The 16,198-nt window shown below is 64.8% G+C and carries 11 protein-coding genes; 8 read left to right on the top strand and 3 right to left on the bottom strand.

Translation table 11 applies throughout. The features are described from left to right. Positions 1–79: 79 nt before the first annotated feature. Positions 80–919 carry a DUF3108 domain-containing protein gene (locus tag BLT42_RS01625; RefSeq protein ID WP_176780198.1) on the bottom strand — a complete coding sequence of 280 codons (840 nt, stop codon included), beginning with the start codon at positions 917–919 and terminating at the stop codon, positions 80–82. A 211-nt stretch (positions 920–1,130) separates the two neighbouring features. Between BLT42_RS01625 and BLT42_RS01620 the strand changes: the two genes are divergently transcribed. The 8 genes from BLT42_RS01620 to BLT42_RS01585 all read left to right on the top strand — a co-directional run bounded on the left by BLT42_RS01620 (position 1,131) and on the right by BLT42_RS01585 (position 14,274). Further along, on the top strand, positions 1,131–2,843 hold the full coding sequence (locus BLT42_RS01620) for an autotransporter assembly complex protein TamA (protein WP_143024001.1): 1,713 nt from the start codon (positions 1,131–1,133) through the stop codon (positions 2,841–2,843). Next, on the top strand, positions 2,843–6,898 hold the full coding sequence (locus tag BLT42_RS01615) for a translocation/assembly module TamB domain-containing protein (protein WP_091765745.1): 4,056 nt from the start codon (positions 2,843–2,845) through the stop codon (positions 6,896–6,898). Before BLT42_RS01620 ends, BLT42_RS01615 begins: the two co-directional genes overlap by 1 nt. A gap of 122 nt (positions 6,899–7,020) precedes the next feature. After that, entirely contained in the window at positions 7,021–8,001 is a 981-nt protein-coding gene (locus BLT42_RS01610; protein WP_091765742.1) for a mechanosensitive ion channel family protein, read from the top strand. After that, positions 7,991–8,968 carry a zinc transporter ZntB gene (locus BLT42_RS01605; RefSeq protein ID WP_091765739.1) on the top strand — a complete coding sequence of 326 codons (978 nt, stop codon included), beginning with the start codon at positions 7,991–7,993 and terminating at the stop codon, positions 8,966–8,968. The genes BLT42_RS01610 and BLT42_RS01605 overlap by 11 nt, the downstream gene beginning before the upstream one ends. A 1-nt stretch (position 8,969) precedes the next feature. Continuing rightward, positions 8,970–10,622 carry a L,D-transpeptidase family protein gene (locus tag BLT42_RS01600; RefSeq protein ID WP_091765736.1) on the top strand — a complete coding sequence of 551 codons (1,653 nt, stop codon included), beginning with the start codon at positions 8,970–8,972 and terminating at the stop codon, positions 10,620–10,622. A 4-nt stretch (positions 10,623–10,626) separates the two neighbouring features. Beyond that, positions 10,627–11,613: a D-Ala-D-Ala carboxypeptidase family metallohydrolase gene (locus BLT42_RS01595; protein WP_091765733.1), complete on the top strand. Its 987-nt coding sequence runs from the start codon at positions 10,627–10,629 to the stop codon at positions 11,611–11,613. Positions 11,614–11,707: 94 nt separating this feature from the next. Continuing rightward, positions 11,708–13,288: a L,D-transpeptidase family protein gene (locus BLT42_RS01590; RefSeq protein ID WP_176780197.1), complete on the top strand. Its 1,581-nt coding sequence runs from the start codon at positions 11,708–11,710 to the stop codon at positions 13,286–13,288. Between the two features lie 5 nt (positions 13,289–13,293). Beyond that, positions 13,294–14,274 carry a D-Ala-D-Ala carboxypeptidase family metallohydrolase gene (locus BLT42_RS01585; RefSeq protein WP_091765728.1) on the top strand — a complete coding sequence of 327 codons (981 nt, stop codon included), beginning with the start codon at positions 13,294–13,296 and terminating at the stop codon, positions 14,272–14,274. A gap of 3 nt (positions 14,275–14,277) precedes the next feature. On the opposite strand, the gene BLT42_RS01580 is transcribed toward BLT42_RS01585, so the two are convergent. Both BLT42_RS01580 and BLT42_RS01575 read right to left on the bottom strand, forming a co-directional pair. Then, positions 14,278–15,240, bottom strand: coding sequence for an alpha/beta fold hydrolase (locus BLT42_RS01580; protein ID WP_091765725.1), 963 nt, complete (start codon positions 15,238–15,240; stop codon positions 14,278–14,280). Next, the gene (locus BLT42_RS01575) at positions 15,237–16,091 is read right to left on the bottom strand and encodes an SDR family NAD(P)-dependent oxidoreductase (RefSeq protein WP_091765722.1); all 855 of its coding nucleotides are present in this window, start codon (positions 16,089–16,091) and stop codon (positions 15,237–15,239) included. The genes BLT42_RS01580 and BLT42_RS01575 overlap by 4 nt, the downstream gene beginning before the upstream one ends. Between the last annotated feature and the right edge of the window lie 107 nt (positions 16,092–16,198).

Genomic DNA, 16,198 nt, shown 5'->3' with positions numbered 1-16,198 from the left:
AGCCTGCCAATGAAGCTACAGATTAGCCGGCGCGCATGGTGTGATCGCGGTCACACTGACCCGCGAATTTCAAGGCGCGCTAGGGTTCGGCGGACGCCAACTGGATGTCGAGCTCGGCGACCTGGATCGTCACACCGCCGAAGCCGGCCCGCGTGTGCAGCCGGACCGGCAGGTAGAAACCGTGCTCGGGAAAGGGCGCCAACCAGATATCGAGCGGATAACGCAATTCCGCCTGTGTCGGGTAGTCCTCGGGATCATAACCCGCAATCGGCTCATACCAGGCGTGGCACAGCAAGGCCTCACCGCGCCAGGCCGGAGTCCGGATGGTCTGGCTTTCCCCGGCCTCGAGGCGCAGGTTATAGCGCGCCTTGCCATCGAACACCGGCAGGCTTCCGGAACACACTCCTGCCTCACCACCGATCCGCGCCTGCGCCAGCAGAAAAATGGCAGAAATCGGATCGATCACGCCTTCGCGCTGCTCCGCTGTCGCGGGCGGTACACCAAGCGAGCCGAACGGCGGCGTGGCGTGGGCCGAGGCCATACGGTTGTCGAAGGCGATATCGACGGCGCGAACCTTCGAACCCGTGCGCTCGACATGGGCGTAACGCAGGGGCAGCACCGAGGCCTCAGTGCGTCTGCCCTCCACCTCGGCGCGAATATCGAAATCCGTGAACAGGGCTGCCAGACCGGCCGCTTCAACGACCGTGTCGGCCGCATAATGCTCCGGATCGATCCGGGCCGTGAGGCTGATCGCCCCGACCCTGAAAATCAGCACCGAACTGGAATAGCGCGCCGAAATGACCCGTCCGCCGGGATAGGGCTCGGCAGCGGCGTCGGACTCGCGTGCGATCTCGCCAACGGCGGACCCCGCCAAAACCAGGCTTGTGGCCGCCACAAGGACTTGAAACAATGCCGGCATGATCCCCACCCAATCGGTTCGAGCCTGTAAGCTTGCGCGATAATTGCGGTGGCAATTTGGCGTCGTGGCGGATCCTGCACAAGGGCGCACACAAGGGCGCAGCCGGCCGGGTGACACCGGCACGCCCTGCCGGCGCCGAGATGCAGAGAGTCTATGACGGAACTCGCCCGCATGCCTATATGACACAGCGTCCGCAGGAAGGTGGCCCCGCTTGAAGTCCCTCATCGTCTCACTTGCCGTTCTGATGGCCTGCGGTCCCGCCTTCGCAGCGCCGCTCGCAACGATTGAAGGCATAGCGGACCCGGTGCTGCTGGGCGCATTGCAGTCTGCGGTCGGTGAGCGTGCGGAAACCGATAACCCTGCAGACGGGCCGATGCGCCAGGCGCGCACTGCGGCGGACCGGGCGCGGCGGCTGCTGAGATCCGAAGGCTATTATCGGGCACAAGTCGATCCGCGCCTCGACAGCCGCTCGCAGGCTGTCGTCCACATCACCCTGGGCCCCCGCGTCCGGATTGCGACAATCGACGCCCTCACCACACCCGACCTCGATGCGGTTCCGGTCGCACGCGGCGCCATCACCCTGAGCCCAGATGCGCCGCTGCGCGCCGCCGACGTTATTGCCAGTGACGCGCTCGGGCTCGCAGCCCTGCAGGATGCCGGCTGGCCCAGCGCCGAAAGCGGCGATCGTCGGGTCAGGGTCGATCACGCCACCGACACCGCCACGGTTCAGTTTGTCTACGATACCGGGCCTTTTTCGGTCTATGGCCCGTTTGAGCTGGACGGCGACAATTGGCGCCCCGGTTTCATTGCCGGCCTGTCACCGCTGACCCGCGGAGCGACCGCCAGCCGCACACAGATCCTGGAATACCAGCGCCGGCTGGACGCGCTGGCCAGCGTGCGCACCTCACAGGTCATGCTCGGTGATGCCGACCCCGCAACCGGCGAACGACCGGTCAGGGTGGAGCTGACCCCGACTTCGCGCCACAGTATCGAAGCCTCGTTGAGCTTTGCCACCAGCGAAGGTGCCGGTGCCAATTTCGACTGGACGCGGCGCAATATGTTTCTCGGGGACGAAACCCTCACCGTGCAGGCGGGCATCGCCACCCTGCAGCAGGGTCTCGGCGCGACGTTGACCCTGCCGCATTGGCGCCGCTACCAGCAAACCCTGTCATTCAGTGCCGGACTTCTATCCCAGGAGACCGATGCTTTCGATCAGACCGAGCTCCTGCTGAGCGCCGGCGTGACGCGCCGGGCCGGCCATCTCGAATATGGCGCGGCGACGCGGCTCGACATCTCGCAAGTGACCGATGCGACCGGTCCACGCGATGCCAATACGCTGGCCCTCGACCTGAGTGCCGCCTACGACACGCGCAATAATCCGCTCGACCCGGAAGCGGGTTTGCGTGGCAGCCTGCAACTCTCGCCCGCCGCGACCTTCGGCGATGTCGAAACGCGCTATGTTCGCGTTGAAGCCCGCGCCAGCAGCTATTACCGGCTCTCCGGTGACCTCGTCGCGGCGGCGCGCATGCGGATCGGGACGGTGCTGGGGACTTCCGCTGAAAGCCTGCCGGCCGACTTGCGACTCTATGCCGGCGGCGGCGGATCGGTGCGGGGTTATAGTTATCAGTCGCTCAGCCCGCTTGGCATTGATGGTTCGCCATTCGGTGGCCAGTCCGTGACGGAAACCAGCCTTGAGCTACGCTGGCGCGCGCGAGAAAAATGGGGCGCGGTGGCTTTCCTCGATTCCGGGGCGGCCTCGACCGCATCAACACCGGACTTTTCCGAATTCCGTTCTGCCGTCGGTATCGGTGTCCGCTATTATTTTGATTTCGCGCCGGTCCGCTTCGACATTGCCACCCCGCTCGATCGCCGCTCCGGTGATGCGGCCGTCCAGATCTATTTCAGCCTCGGACAGGCATTTTGATGGCGGTGCGAGACATTCCCTGGCGCGGCCTTCTGCAAGCCCTGGCTTTGGGGCTCGGCCTGTTATTGATCCTGGCGACCGGTGCGATTCTCGCCCTGAGCCACGGACCGGGGCGCTGGCTGGTCCGTTCCTTCGTTGACGGACAGGAGATCGGCTCGATCGGACACGTCCGGATCGAAGGCCTGCGCGGCGACCTCCTCTCTGAGTTTTCCATTGACCGGATCGTGCTGACCGATACGGACGGCGTCTGGCTGGAGGCCGATTCCATTGCGGTGCGCTGGCAGCCCCTCTCCCTGGTCAACGGACCGGTCCGGGTCGACCTGCTTGCGACCGAACGGGTCATGATCGCACGACGTCCGGATCTGCCGGAACGGGCTGATCGAGGGTCTGGCGGCGGCTTGCCGGAGTTCATCCTGACCGAGGCCCGGATTGACCAGCTCGACCTGGCCGAGGGCCTGGCTGGACCGGCCGTGCGCTTGCAGGCGCGCGGTGACATGCAGCTACAGGACGGCGCGCCGGGACAGGCCTCGATCTCCATCCGCCGCCTGGACGCGCCGGGCGATGCCGTTGACGGCCGGCTCGAAATTTACGCAGACGGCCGTATCGACGGGCATTTCACCGCCTCCGGTGCGCCGGGCGGACCACTGGCCGTGCTGGCCCGAATGCCCGATGAGCAGATCGAAATTGCCGCGGACCTCTCCGGCGACAGGCAGTCCGGCAGCGGCGATTTCAGCGTCCGGATTACCGGCCGTGAACTGGCCATTGGCCAGCTGGCCTGGGCCGACAATGCCTGGCAGCTCGACAGCGCCGTCGCGCCCGGCCACTGGACCGGCCTGCCCGAGCCCCTGGCCCCCATCCTGTCGCAGGGGCGGATGAGCGCCAGCGGCAGGGTCTCGAAATTCGGCGTCTACAACGCACAGCTACGTGCCGATACAATCGAGATTGATCTGGCCCTCAATGCCGAGCAGAGCTGGGATCTCGTGCTTCAAACGAGCGGCCAGGCGCTGGCGCAATTATCCGGCGGCGAGGTCAGTGCCGGCTCGCTGCGTTTCGCAGGCAGCGTCGACATGGTCGAAGGCTATGGCCTCGACGGGGCGCTCGCCGTCGAGCAGCTGGCCACCGGTGAAGCGCAAATCGGTATGATCGGCGGCCCCTTGCAGCTGCGCTATGATTCCGGGCAGCTGGACGTCACGGCCCAGCTCGCACTGTCGGGTCCCGCACTGGGCGAGCGCACCCTCAATGATCTGGTCGGCGAACAGGCCACACTGACCTTCGACCTGGCGGCCGATCTCGACGAGGGCCGCTATCAGCTCACTGGTTCGCGACTGCTGGGGGCACATATTCAGATCGATGCCGACGGGGTTTACGGTCCGGGCAGCGACCGGATTGCGCTCAATGCCCGTGCAAGGCTCGACGACCTTGCCCTCCTGACTGACCGGGCCAGCGGCCCGGTTTCCGCTGTCATCACCACGACCGGCGCCAATGAAATCCAGCTGGTGATTGATGGCAGCGCCCTCGAGACCGATGCCCGCCTTGCCAGCTTGATCGAAGCCCTGAGCGTGACGGCCACGCTGCGCCTGGAAGAGGCCGGCTGGCGCGTGCCGGCCCTGTCGCTCAGCTCGACGCGGCTATCGCTGGAAGCCGAGGCGCAGGGGAGTTCCGGCGAGGACTGGCAGGCCAGCGGCGATCTGGCATTTTCCGGCGCGCTGGAGGGCGTGGCATTGAGTTTCACCGGCGGCCTGGCGACGGGTTTCGAACTGAATTCAGTGGCCGGTCTGATCAGCGCCCGCACCGTCACCGCCACTGAGGCGATCCTGCTGGGCGAGACCCGCTTCAACGCGCCGCGACTGGCGCTCAATGCCGCGTATGATGACGGCAATCTCTCCGCCGACTGGACGCTCGCTGGCCGCTATGATGCCCGGGAGCTCTTGCTGGCCGGTGCGGCCGAACAGGACGGCGCGGACTGGACGGTGGCTGTTCGCGATGGTCAGTTCGGCCCGTCGGTGATCGAAGCCGATGCCAGGATCGAGCAAGACCGGCTGCAATTCAGCCTGTTGGCCGGCACACAAGCGCGCTGGTCGCTCTCGGTCGAATACAATGCCGCGCTCGAAGCCCTGCTCGACGGCGACTTCGATGCCCGGCTGGGCGTCCGGGATCTGGTCGCCGGCTCCTTTGTGCTGACCGATGCCCAGGTCTCATTGAGCGGGCCGATGGCGGGTCTGGCCCTGGAGGCCGAATTGTCGGGCCTTGCCGGCGTGCCCTTCGACCTCGATGCCACCGGCATGATCAGCCTCGACGAAACCGGGATGCGCGCTGAATTGCGCCCGGCTGGGCATCTCGGTGCCAATGCCTGGACAACGGTCGAGCCCATCCTCGCTGTGATTGCGGGGGAGGATCGCTCACTGGGCGGACGCATCGAATTCGGCGGCGGCGAACTCGGGGCGAACTGGCAGGAAAGCGCCGGACGGGCGCAGCTTGATGTCCAGGTCAACCGCTTGCCGATCGCCTTGATGGTCGATCTGGCGGGATTGCCGACGGTAGACGGCATGATCGATGCCAGTGCAGCCCTGCAACAGACCGACGGCATCTGGCGCGGCAATGCCGAGCTGGTGGCAAGCGGTCTGACGGCGGCCTCGCTGGCAGACGCACCGGTATTGCGGATCGAAAACCGCCTCACCCTTGGCGAGAATGCCCAGATCGAGAGCCTGGCAACCGGCGGCGGGTTGCGCGCGCGCAGCTTCCTGACCCGCCAGGGCAGCACAACCGGACTGCTGGCGATTCTCGACGGACCCGATGCGGTCATCACCGGCGGCATTGAGGCCAGCGGTGAAATCCAGTCCCTGACATCGCTGCTGCTGCCGATCGGCACCGCCCTCGCCGGCGCAGCCGATATCAATCTCGCAATTTCCGGAACCCGCAGCGCGCCGCAAATCGACGGCTCGATCGCGCTGCATGACGGCCGTTTCAGCGCTGCGGAGAGCGGCACGGATATTCTCGACATCCAGCTCCTCGCGAACCTCCACAACAGCCGGGTCACGCTGGAGAGTTTCACGGCCGGTGACGGCTCGACCGGGCAGATGCACGCCACCGCCTCCGGCGTCATCACAGCGCAGGGGCCACGTGGCCAGGCCGAGTTCAATTTCGAGAATTTCACCGCGACCCGGCGCCCCGACCTGACCGCACGCATGACCGGCCAGACCCGCCTGACCATGGATGAGGAGGGCCTGCTCGTCGCCGGAGAAACCCGGCTCGACCGCGTCTACGCCCAGCCCCCGGCCAATGGGGTCGCATCCATTCCGCAGATCGAGGTCGTCGAGCTCAACCTGCCCAAGAACCAGATCCGCGCCTCGCGGGCCCGATTGCCAATCCAGCTGGATTACCGGGTCTATGCCACCGACCAGATCTATTTCAATTCATCCAGCTTCAACACGGAGTGGCGTGCCGATATCCGCATTACCGGCCAGGCCAAGAAACCGACCCTGACGGGAACGGCAAACCTGGTGCGCGGCTCGGCGACCGTCTTCAGCCGGCGCTTCACGCTGGAAGAGGGCGAGGTCTTGTTCAACGGCCCGCCGGCCGATGCCCGGGTATCCCTGCTGGCGCATTATCAGCGCGAGGACTTCCAGGCCGATGTCGCCATCGCCGGGCCGCTGATGACGCCGAGTGTTACCCTGACGAGCACGCCAACCCTGCCGGATGACGAGATTATTGCCCGCCTCCTGTTCGACCGTTCGGCCAGCCAGCTCGGCCCCTTCGAGGCGGCCCAGCTGGCGGCGCAGCTGGCCGGTCAGGACATTTTCGGCTTCTTCGGGCGCTTCCGCGAACTGGTCGGCGTCGACCGGCTTGATATCGGATCGGACGCCAATGGCGGCCTGACCGTTACCAGCGGGCGACGGTTCGGCAATGATTTCTACGTCGAGGTCGAGAGCGCCGGCGCCGCTGCGCTGAGCACGGCCAGCGTCGAGTGGACACTGACGCCGCAGCTCAGCATTCTGTCCCGCCTGAGCGCCGATACCGAAGCGTCGGTCGCGATCCGCTGGCGCCGCGATTATTGAGCCACAGGCGCAGCGTGCCCGGCCAGTCGCCTTGCACCACCAGCCGTGGCAGAGTAGGCAGCGAGATGATGACCCGGCAGTCTTGCCGGTCCCGAAACGGGTAGCAGAACGGGTGGGCTGGCATGGGTGATTTCTGGAAGCATATCATCAAGCCGAGGGGGCCCTGGGCCCACTGGCTGATCTTTTTCAGCCTGCTGGGCATTGTCGCCGCCGGCGTCACCGGCAATCTGGCAATTGTCGCCCAGTATCTCGACACCGAGGCGCTGACTTTCCGGGCCGGTGAGTTCCATGTCAGCCCCTATGACGCTCTGCGCGCGCTGGTGCTGCTGGTCCTGATATTCTGGGTCACAGCGGCGATTGCCGATCTGGTTCAGCACCGGGTTCGCGGGCTTTCCAGACTGCACCCGACAACGCGGACACTCGTTTCGAAAATCCTCCAGATCGCGATCTATATCATCGCGATTCTGGTCTCGATGGACGTGCTCGGCCTCAATCTGACGACGCTGACCGTGTTCAGCGGCGCGGTCGGCATCGGCATCGGTTTCGGCTTGCAGAATATCGCCTCCAACTTCATCTCAGGCCTGATCCTGCTGCTGGAACGCTCGGTTGATATCGATGATCTGATCGAATTGCCCGACGGGGTGACGGGCTTCGTGCGTAAATCGAGCGCGCGCTACACCCTGCTCGAAACGCTCGACGGCAAGGAAGTCCTGGTGCCGAACGAGGATTTCATCACCAACCGGGTGACCAACTGGACCCTCTCGACCAGCAAGGCGCGGGTCGAAATCAGTGTCGGCGTCGCCTATGGCTGCGATCTTGAGCTGGCGCATAACCTCATCCTGCAAGCCGCGACCGAACACGCGATGTGCATGAGCGACCCGGCACCGCAATGCTTTCTGCGTAATTTCGGCGACAGCTCGATCGATTTCATACTGACCTTCTGGGTCGAGGATATTGTCGCCGGCCGCTGGCGGCCGCAGAGCGATGTGATGTTCGCGATCTGGCACAAATTCCGCGATAACGGCATCGAGATTCCCTTCCCGCAACGCGATCTGCATATCAAGAATGCGGCCGCCCTGAAGGAGGCCATCAATGCCCAATGAATTCGGCATTCTGCACGCCTGCTCGATCAATGGTGACGGGCATGGCGATGTGCTGACCGGCGATGATGTCTCGCGCCTGATCCGCGATGAGGCGCTCGCCTGGGTCCATCTCGATGCCGGCCATCCCGGGGCACGCGCCTGGCTTGAACGCGAGATCACCTATCTCGACCCGATCATCATCAACGCCCTGCTGGCCGAGGAAACCCGCCCGCGCATGGTGATGTTCGAACAGGGCGCATTGATGATCCTGCGCGGCGTCAATCTCAATGAAGACGCCCAGCCTGAGGATATGGTCTCGATCCGGCTCTGGATCGACGGTTCGCGCATCATCAGCGTACGCCGGCGCCGGCTGAAAGCTGTCTCGGACTTGCGAGAACGTCTGGCCGAGGGCACGGGTCCGAAAAACTCTGCAGACTTCATCTCCATGCTCACCGCGCGCCTGTTTGAGCGCATGGAGCCGGTCCTGACGGAACTGGACGAGCGGCTCGATGACGTCGAGGAAGACGTGATGGAAGCGCCGACACCGGCCTCGCGCCAGGCCATTAACGGCCTGCGCAAGCAGGCGATCATGTTTCGTCGCTATATCGCCCCCCAGCGCGATGTCATCGCGCATTTGCGCATTTCCGAGCTGGCCTGGCTCGACGCGATGAACAAGCGGCGCCTGCAGGAAAACCTCGATATGGTGATCCGCTATATCGAGGATCTCGACACGATTCGAGAACGGGCCCAGATCGTCAAGGACGAGTTGGCCAATGGTCTGGCCGACCGGATGAACAAAAATCTCTACGTGCTGTCGGTGATCGCCGCCATCTTCCTGCCGCTGGGCTTCCTGACCGGCCTGCTCGGCATCAATGTCGGCGGCATTCCCGGCTCCGACAATGTCAGCGCCTTCTGGTTCTTCGTCGCCCTCCTGTTCGGTATTGGCGGCGTCCAGATTGCGGCCTTCAAATATCTGAAATGGATCTAGCATGAGACTGGCGGCGCTATTGGCCGGTCTGGCTATCGTCCTCGGCGGCGCACCGGTGATGGCGCAATCGGCAGCCGATCCCGGCCCCGGCGCCTGGTATGGGCAGGCAGACAGGGTGGAGCGGGCGGACGCCAGTCCGGTCTGGACCGGCCCTGCCGCCGATCCGGCCCAGCTGAAAGGCCTGGTCACCGCGATCCGCGCATCGGCCACTCACGGGCTCAATCCGCAAGACTATCATCTGGCCCAGCTGGAGGCCGTCGATTCCCTCCGTTCCGACCCAGCGATCGATGCGCTCGCGACCCGCGCCTGTCTGAGCCTGGCCGGGCACCTTCTGGCGGGCCGGTTTGACCCGGTCCGCTTCGAACCGGACTGGACAGCGCCGCGCCGCACACGCGATCTGCGGGCCTGGCTGGAACAGGCCATGGCCGACGGCGACATCGCCGCCAGTCTCGATGCCCTCGCCCCGGACGAGCCGGGTTATGCGGCCTTGCGCAATGCGCTGCTGCGCCATGAGGCGATCTTCGAGGCGGGCGGCTGGCCCTCGATCGCGGAAGGCCCCGAGATGCGGCCCGGTGACCGGGGTCCACGCGTGGCCCAGCTTCGGGCCCGGCTGGAGGCCAGTGGCGATCTTGCTCCGCTGCCAAGCCCCACCGAAGCCGACGGTCAGGCAAGCGGCGCCAGCGACCTGGTCACGCCAGATCCCGCCAGCCCAGATGACACCAGCCCGGACCCCGCCGACTCCGGGCCCGGCGATCCGGAATTCTTCGACGCACCCTTGCAGGCCGCGGTCGAGGCTTTCCAGCAAGCCAGCCGGCTTGAAATCGATGGCCGTGTCGGGAGCCAGACCCTGCACGAGCTGAATTTGAGTGCCGGGCACCGCGTCTCGCAGATCCGCGCCAATCTTGAACGCTATCGCTGGCTGCCCGCGGATATGGGCCGGCGTCATATCCGGGTAAATATCCCGGACTTTTCGCTTGAAGCCCGCCATGAGGGCGTGGTCGAGCGCCGCCATGATGCGATCGTTGGCCTGAGCTACCGGCCGACGCCCGTCTTCTCGGCGGAGATGACCTATATTGTCGTCAATCCCTGGTGGGAGACGCCGCGAAGCATCGCCGTGCGCAATGAGTTGCCGCTCTTTCGCAGGGATCCCGGTGCGGTCACCCGGCTGGGCTTCCAGGTGCTGGACCGCGACGGCAATGTGGTCGATCCGGCAATGATTGACTGGAACACCGTCTCGGCGAGCGATTTCCCCTACCGGCTACGCCAGGCGCCCGGCCCGCTCAATGCGCTGGGCGAGGTCAAGCTGATCTTCCCCAATCGGCACAATGTCTATCTGCACGACACCTCGAACCGGGAATTGTTCGCTCATAACCGGCGTTGCTATTCATCGGGCTGTGTCCGGCTGCGTGATCCGTTCGAGCTGGCCGATTGGGTGATCGCCGAAACACCCGAATTGACACCGGAAGGGCTGCGCGAAATTGCCGCCGGCAATACCGAAACCCGCCTGCCCCTGGCCCGGCCCATCCCGGTCTATATCCTATACTGGACAACCGTTCACGACCCGTCGACTGGCATCCGCTTTATCGCAGACCTATATCAAAGGGATGATGAGTTGATTGCGGCGCTGGAGGCTACTCCGTCGTCCATGGAGTAGCGTAATGAAAAAATTTCTCGGAAAAGCCCTGTTGAGTGCCGCCCTGGTGTCTGTCCTGCCCCAGATCGCGCACGCCAGGCTTCTCAACCCGGTCATCGACCGGACGACCCCGCCCGCGGCCGGCTTCGAACCCGGGCGCCTTCCCTTCGCGATCACCCTGCGTGATGGTCTCGTCGTCGATCTGGACACTTTTGCCGTATTCGCCCACCCGGGCGAACAGGTCCGCATTCGCGCCGATACGCCGCTCAGCTGGCTGGAGGGCGAAGCCAGCCGGGCCGCAGCGACCGATCTCGACTGGACGGCGCCGGTCACACCGGGTCTGACGCAAGTGCAGCTGGATGATGGTGACGGTCACGTCATGACGCTCAACCTGGTCGTGATGCGATCGCACGCACCCGATGATGGCGAGACAATCAATGGCTACCGGCTTGGAAGCTATCCGTCGGAACCCTATCGTGGTCACGAGAATTACCGCGCACCGGAGAATTTCCTCGAGGTCACCGACGGGCTTGAGGATCTGGCCGTATCGCCGCATTTCCGGCTCGGCCAGTTTCTTTGCAAACAGCCCGCCGACGGCAACCAGTATCTGGTGCTGAGCGAACGCCTCCTCGTCAAGCTTGAGGGCATTCTTGAAGCGGCCAATGAGCGCGGCTGGGAAGCCGACACCTTCACCGTGATGAGTGGCTACCGGACTCCGGCCTATAATGCCTCCATCGGCAATGGCCGCCATTCGCGCCACATCTATGGTGGTGCCGCCGATATTTTCATCGACGCCAATCAGGACGGCGTGATGGATGATCTCAATGGCGATGGCGTGCATGACCGCCGCGATGCCGCAGCCCTGTTCGATCTGGTCGACAGCCTGTCGCACAATGCGCCGCAATTTACCCCGCTGATCGGTGGGCTGGGCGAATACGCCCCGACCTCCAATCACGGCCCCTTCGTCCATGTCGATGAACGCGGCTGGCGCGCTCGCTGGGGCCGGAGCTAGGCGCCCCGGCGCGTGACCGCATTGGTCAGCCCCGGCGAGTCAGGATAGGCTTTGGGCGGGTCCATCGGCCCGCCCCTGAAGAATGAGGCTATCCATGATCAAGCGGCTGAAACGCCTTGCCCTCGCCTGTGCGGCGGCCCCCCTGCTGGGCCTGTCGCCGGCCAGTGCGGTCATCGTCAATTATGATTGCCGCGCCTGCGAGACCGGCACGCGCTTCTATCAGGCCCGAGAGCTCAGCCTCGCCTGGACCGGACCAGCCAACGCCCATCTCTATACCGATCTCATTACCGCCGTGCGCGGTGCCGCGTCACACGGGCTCGACCCGGCCGATTATCACCTGGCGCTGCTCGAAGCGGCCGACCCGTTGCAGGCCGATCTTGATCTCGATGAGGTCGCGACCGACGCCTATCTGACGCTGGCGGCGCATCTGCTCTCCGGTCGCCTCAATCCGGTGACCATCGAACCGGATTGGACAGCCGCACGCCGGGGCCGCGATCTGGTCGCCTATCTTCAGGCTGCCCTCGGCAATGATGCGATCGCCGAAAGCCTTGAAGCGCTGGCTCCGGACCAGCCGGGCTATCACGCGCTGCGCGCGGCACTGACGCGGTTTGAAACCATCGCTGCGGCGGGCGGCTGGCCCGGCGTGGACGCGGGGCCGACCGTGCGTCCGGGAGATCGTGGCCCACGCGTCGCCCAGATCCGCGCCCGGCTGGGGGCAACCGGCGATCTGGCCGCGGCGATGCCCCCGACTGATCCGGCCACGCTACCGCCCGACCCGGAATATTTTGATCCGGCGCTTGATGCATCTGTGCGCATCTTCCAGCACCGCGCCAGTCTCGATGCGGATGGCGTTGTGGGCGCCCTGACCGTCGCCCAGCTCAATACAAGTGCAGACCAGCGTGTTGCACAGATCCGGGCCAATCTGGAGCGCTGGCGCTGGCTACCCGATGATCTCGGCCGCCGGCATATCCGCGTCAATATCGCCGATTATTCGCTGGAAGCCCGCAATGACGGCGTGGTCGAACGCACGCATGACGTCATCGTCGGGCGGCTCTACCGGCGCACGCCGGTCTTTTCGGCCAGCATGACCTATTTTGTCATCAATCCCTGGTGGGAGACCCCGCCCAGCCTGGCCGCACGCGACAAACTGCCAGCCTTCCGCGCCGATCCGGGTGCGGTGACGCGGCTGGGCTTTCAGGTCATTGACCGGTCCGGCACCCTCGTCGATCCGGCGACGATCGACTGGGCCAGCGTTCCGGCCAATAATTTCCCCTATCGCCTGCGTCAGGCGCCCGGGCCGCTCAATGCGCTCGGCGAAATCAAATTCATGTTCCCCAACCGGCATAATGTCTATCTGCACGATACGCCGACGCGCGGCCTCTTCGCCCAGACCCGGCGCGACTTCTCCTCAGGCTGCGTGCGGGTGCGTGACCCGCTCGCCCTGGCCGAATGGGTCGCGGCGGAGAGCCCCGGCATGACACCGGCCCGCCTGCAGTCGATCGCCGCCGGCAATGACGAGACCCGGATTTCGCTCGGCCGCGCGATTCCGGTCCACATCCTGTATTGGACGGCGGTGCTCGATTCAGACACTGGCGTGCGTTTCGTGAACGACGTATATGACAGGGATGCCGTGTTAATCGCCGCGCTGGATTCACCACCGCCGCCTTTGGAGTAGCGTCCTTGAACGCCATTATCGGGAGTGCGCTGATCGCCACTCTTTGGCTTGCCGGCCCTGTCCATGCGGCCGAGCTCGCCGCACCAGGCCCAATGAACCTGACCCCGCCGCCAGCCTCCACGCTCGCTGCCGAGTTCGCGCCGGGTCATCTGCCCTTCTCGCTGACCATACGCGACGGGCTGAGCGTCGATTACGAAACCTTCGCCATTTTCGCCCGCCCCGGCGAGCAGGTCCGCATCCGCGCCGACCGGCCCCTGAGCTGGACCGATGACGCGGTGATGCGCGCGCCCTCACCCGAGCTCGACTGGACAGCGCCGATGCAGCCCGGCCTGTCGCGCGTCAGCCTCGAGGATGACGAAGGCCATGTGATGACCCTCAATCTGATCGTGATGCGATCGGCCGATGGCGACAGCATTAATGGCTATCATCTCGGTAATTATCCCAGTGAACCCTATCGCGGCCACGAGAATTATCGCGCCCCGGAATTCTTTCTCGAAGTCGATAGCGAGCTGGGCGAAATTGCCGTCTCGCCGCATTTCCGGCTGGGTCAATTCCTGTGCAAGCAGGAAGCCGATGGTCCGCAATATCTCGTCCTGAGCGAGCGGCTTCTGGTCAAGCTCGAACGTATCCTGGAAGCGGCCAATGACCGCGGCTGGCGCACGGATGGCTTCACCGTCATGAGCGGCTATCGCACGCCGGCCTATAATGCCGATCTCGGCAATGGCGAGAATTCACGCCATATCTATGGCGGCGCCGCCGACATCTTTATCGATGTCGATGGCGATGAGGTGATGGACGATCTCAATGGCGATGGTGAACTGGACCGGCGCGATGCCGCCGCCCTGTTCGACCTGGTCGAATCCCTGGCCGACAATCCGCTCTTCGCCGGACTGGCTGGCGGTCTGGGCGAATATGCGCCCAATGCCTGGCACGGCCCCTTCGTCCATGTCGATGAGCGCGGCTGGAATGTGCAATGGGGCCGTTAGGCGCTAGCTGAAGCTCTTGGCCGCCATCCGCCGGATAAAGGCTTCCGTCTCGGCCGGCCGGTTGATCTGTACCATGTGACCAATGCCCGGCAGGACTTCCTCATCAAGCTGCGGGATACTCGCCCGCAGAGCGTCCAGATTGGCGTTCGCGTCGAGAATGCGGTCGCTATCGCCATAAATGACACCGGCGGGCATCTTGATCTCGGAAAAGCGCGCCGTTAGCGCCGGCATGTCGAGCCCGACCGCAGCATAGTCTGTCGAGGCGGTGACAAAGGCGCGCGGGCGCAAACCGAGCAGGCCGCCACCACGAAGGCGGAAATCGGCGGGCGCTTCATTGGGGCCAAAGACGAGGCGTAGCGTCGCATCGCCGGTGCGGATCGACATCGGAACCGCCAGCGTCTCGCCGATCAGGCGCCGCATCAGCGGGCTGGCGATCTTGAGCGCGTTGAAGGCTTTGGCACCCTCTTCGGGAAGCTTCGCCAGGGGCGCGATCAGGGCGATGCCCGAGATCGAGTCCGGATGGTTCAACGCCAGGGTCAGCGCCACGGCACCGCCCAGCGAGTGACCGACGATCAGGGGTTTTTCGATCCCCTTCGCGGCAAGGAATTCAGCGATCATCCGCGCCTGTTCGGGGATGCGCGCCTGCTCATCACTGTCGCGGGCCGAATAGCCGCTGCCGGGACGGTCCAGCGCGATCACGCGAAAATCACCCTTCAGCGCATCCGTGGTCGAATGGGTGAAATTCTGCAAATGCCCGGCAAGTCCGTGGATCATCACGATCGGGCGGCCCTCGCCCTGGTCGAGGAAGTGGATCTTGCCGCCCGTCACCGTCGCGATCTCACCGGCGGGCGGGATCGCCGCCTCGACCCGGCGCGCGATCATGCGCGACCAGATGCTGAGCCCGGCCAATATGGCAAGACTGATCAAAACCAGCCCGCCCAGAACCGTCACGAGAACTGAAGTCATGCGTTTATTCCTTGTTCCGGAGCTGCGGCTTCGGGGCTCGCATTGCGACCGATCAGGCTCCAGTAATGGGCTGGCAGGATGCGCTCGATCAGGGCCATGAAATGGGCATCACGGCCAACCAGGACGCGCGGGCGGCGGCGCGTGACACCGCGCAATATGATTTCGGCCGCCTGTTCCGGCGGCATGACGAGAAATTTCTCGAAGGCTTCCTGACCCCGGGCCAGCTCCGCCGGATCCGCATTGGCAGCGTGGCGGGCATTTTTCGCGATCGATGTCCGGATACCGCCCGGATGCACCGTGGTGACGCCGACCGTTGTGCCGGCCAGCTCGTGACGCAGCGAGTCGGAGAAACCACGCACCGCAAACTTGCTGGCGCTATAGGCGGTCTGACCGGCCGGAGCGACCAGGCCGAACAGGCTGGAAATATTGGTAATCTGGGCCTGATCCGGTTCCCGAAGCATGGGCAGGAAAGCGCGTGTCATCCGGACCACGCCCCAGAAATTGATCGACATCAGCCAGTCGAAATCCGCCTCCGACACGTCTTCGAACTGGCCGCCTACAGCAACGCCGGCATTGTTGAACAGGAGCGCTGCGCCGCCATGAGCGAGCCGGACCGCATCCGGGAAAGCGGCAATCGCCTGGGCGTCGGACACGTCGAGATGATGCAGGCTGACACGGTCGGCCGCGATCCCGGTGGAGGCCGCAACCTGATCGAGGCCGTCGCGATCGATATCCGCCAGAGCCAGACGGCAACCGCGCGCGGCCAGGCCGTGGGCCAGGGCGGCACCGATACCGCTGGCGGCCCCCGTAATCACCGCCGTGCGGTCAGCAAACTCGAACTGGGCGGGCATGGGCACTCCTGAGGCTTGGGCCGTCACGATCCGGATGGATCGTCCGAATACTTGCCCAAGTATGCCTCAGCGCCAAGCTACAAAAGCGGGAAGTCGGGTATTTCTCT

Source organism: Maricaulis salignorans, assembly GCF_900103475.1.
Classification (GTDB): Bacteria; Pseudomonadota; Alphaproteobacteria; order Caulobacterales; family Maricaulaceae; genus Maricaulis; species Maricaulis salignorans.
This window is presented reverse-complemented; position numbering and strand designations above follow the sequence as displayed.

Bases quoted from the DNA above. Each gene is read 5' to 3' on its own strand.
- BLT42_RS01610 (WP_091765742.1), top strand. From the start codon at position 7,021: ATGGGTGATTTCTGGAAGCATATCATCAAGCCGAGGGGGCCCTGGGCC.
- BLT42_RS01595 (WP_091765733.1), top strand. From the start codon at position 10,627: ATGAAAAAATTTCTCGGAAAAGCCCTGTTGAGTGCCGCCCTGGTGTCT.
- BLT42_RS01590 (WP_176780197.1), top strand. From the start codon at position 11,708: ATGATCAAGCGGCTGAAACGCCTTGCCCTCGCCTGTGCGGCGGCCCCC.
- BLT42_RS01605 (WP_091765739.1), top strand. From the start codon at position 7,991: ATGCCCAATGAATTCGGCATTCTGCACGCCTGCTCGATCAATGGTGAC.
- BLT42_RS01575 (WP_091765722.1), bottom strand. From the start codon at position 16,091: ATGCCCGCCCAGTTCGAGTTTGCTGACCGCACGGCGGTGATTACGGGG.
- BLT42_RS01625 (WP_176780198.1), bottom strand. From the start codon at position 919: ATGCCGGCATTGTTTCAAGTCCTTGTGGCGGCCACAAGCCTGGTTTTG.
- BLT42_RS01580 (WP_091765725.1), bottom strand. From the start codon at position 15,240: ATGACTTCAGTTCTCGTGACGGTTCTGGGCGGGCTGGTTTTGATCAGT.
- BLT42_RS01615 (WP_091765745.1), top strand. From the start codon at position 2,843: ATGGCGGTGCGAGACATTCCCTGGCGCGGCCTTCTGCAAGCCCTGGCT.
- BLT42_RS01600 (WP_091765736.1), top strand. From the start codon at position 8,970: ATGAGACTGGCGGCGCTATTGGCCGGTCTGGCTATCGTCCTCGGCGGC.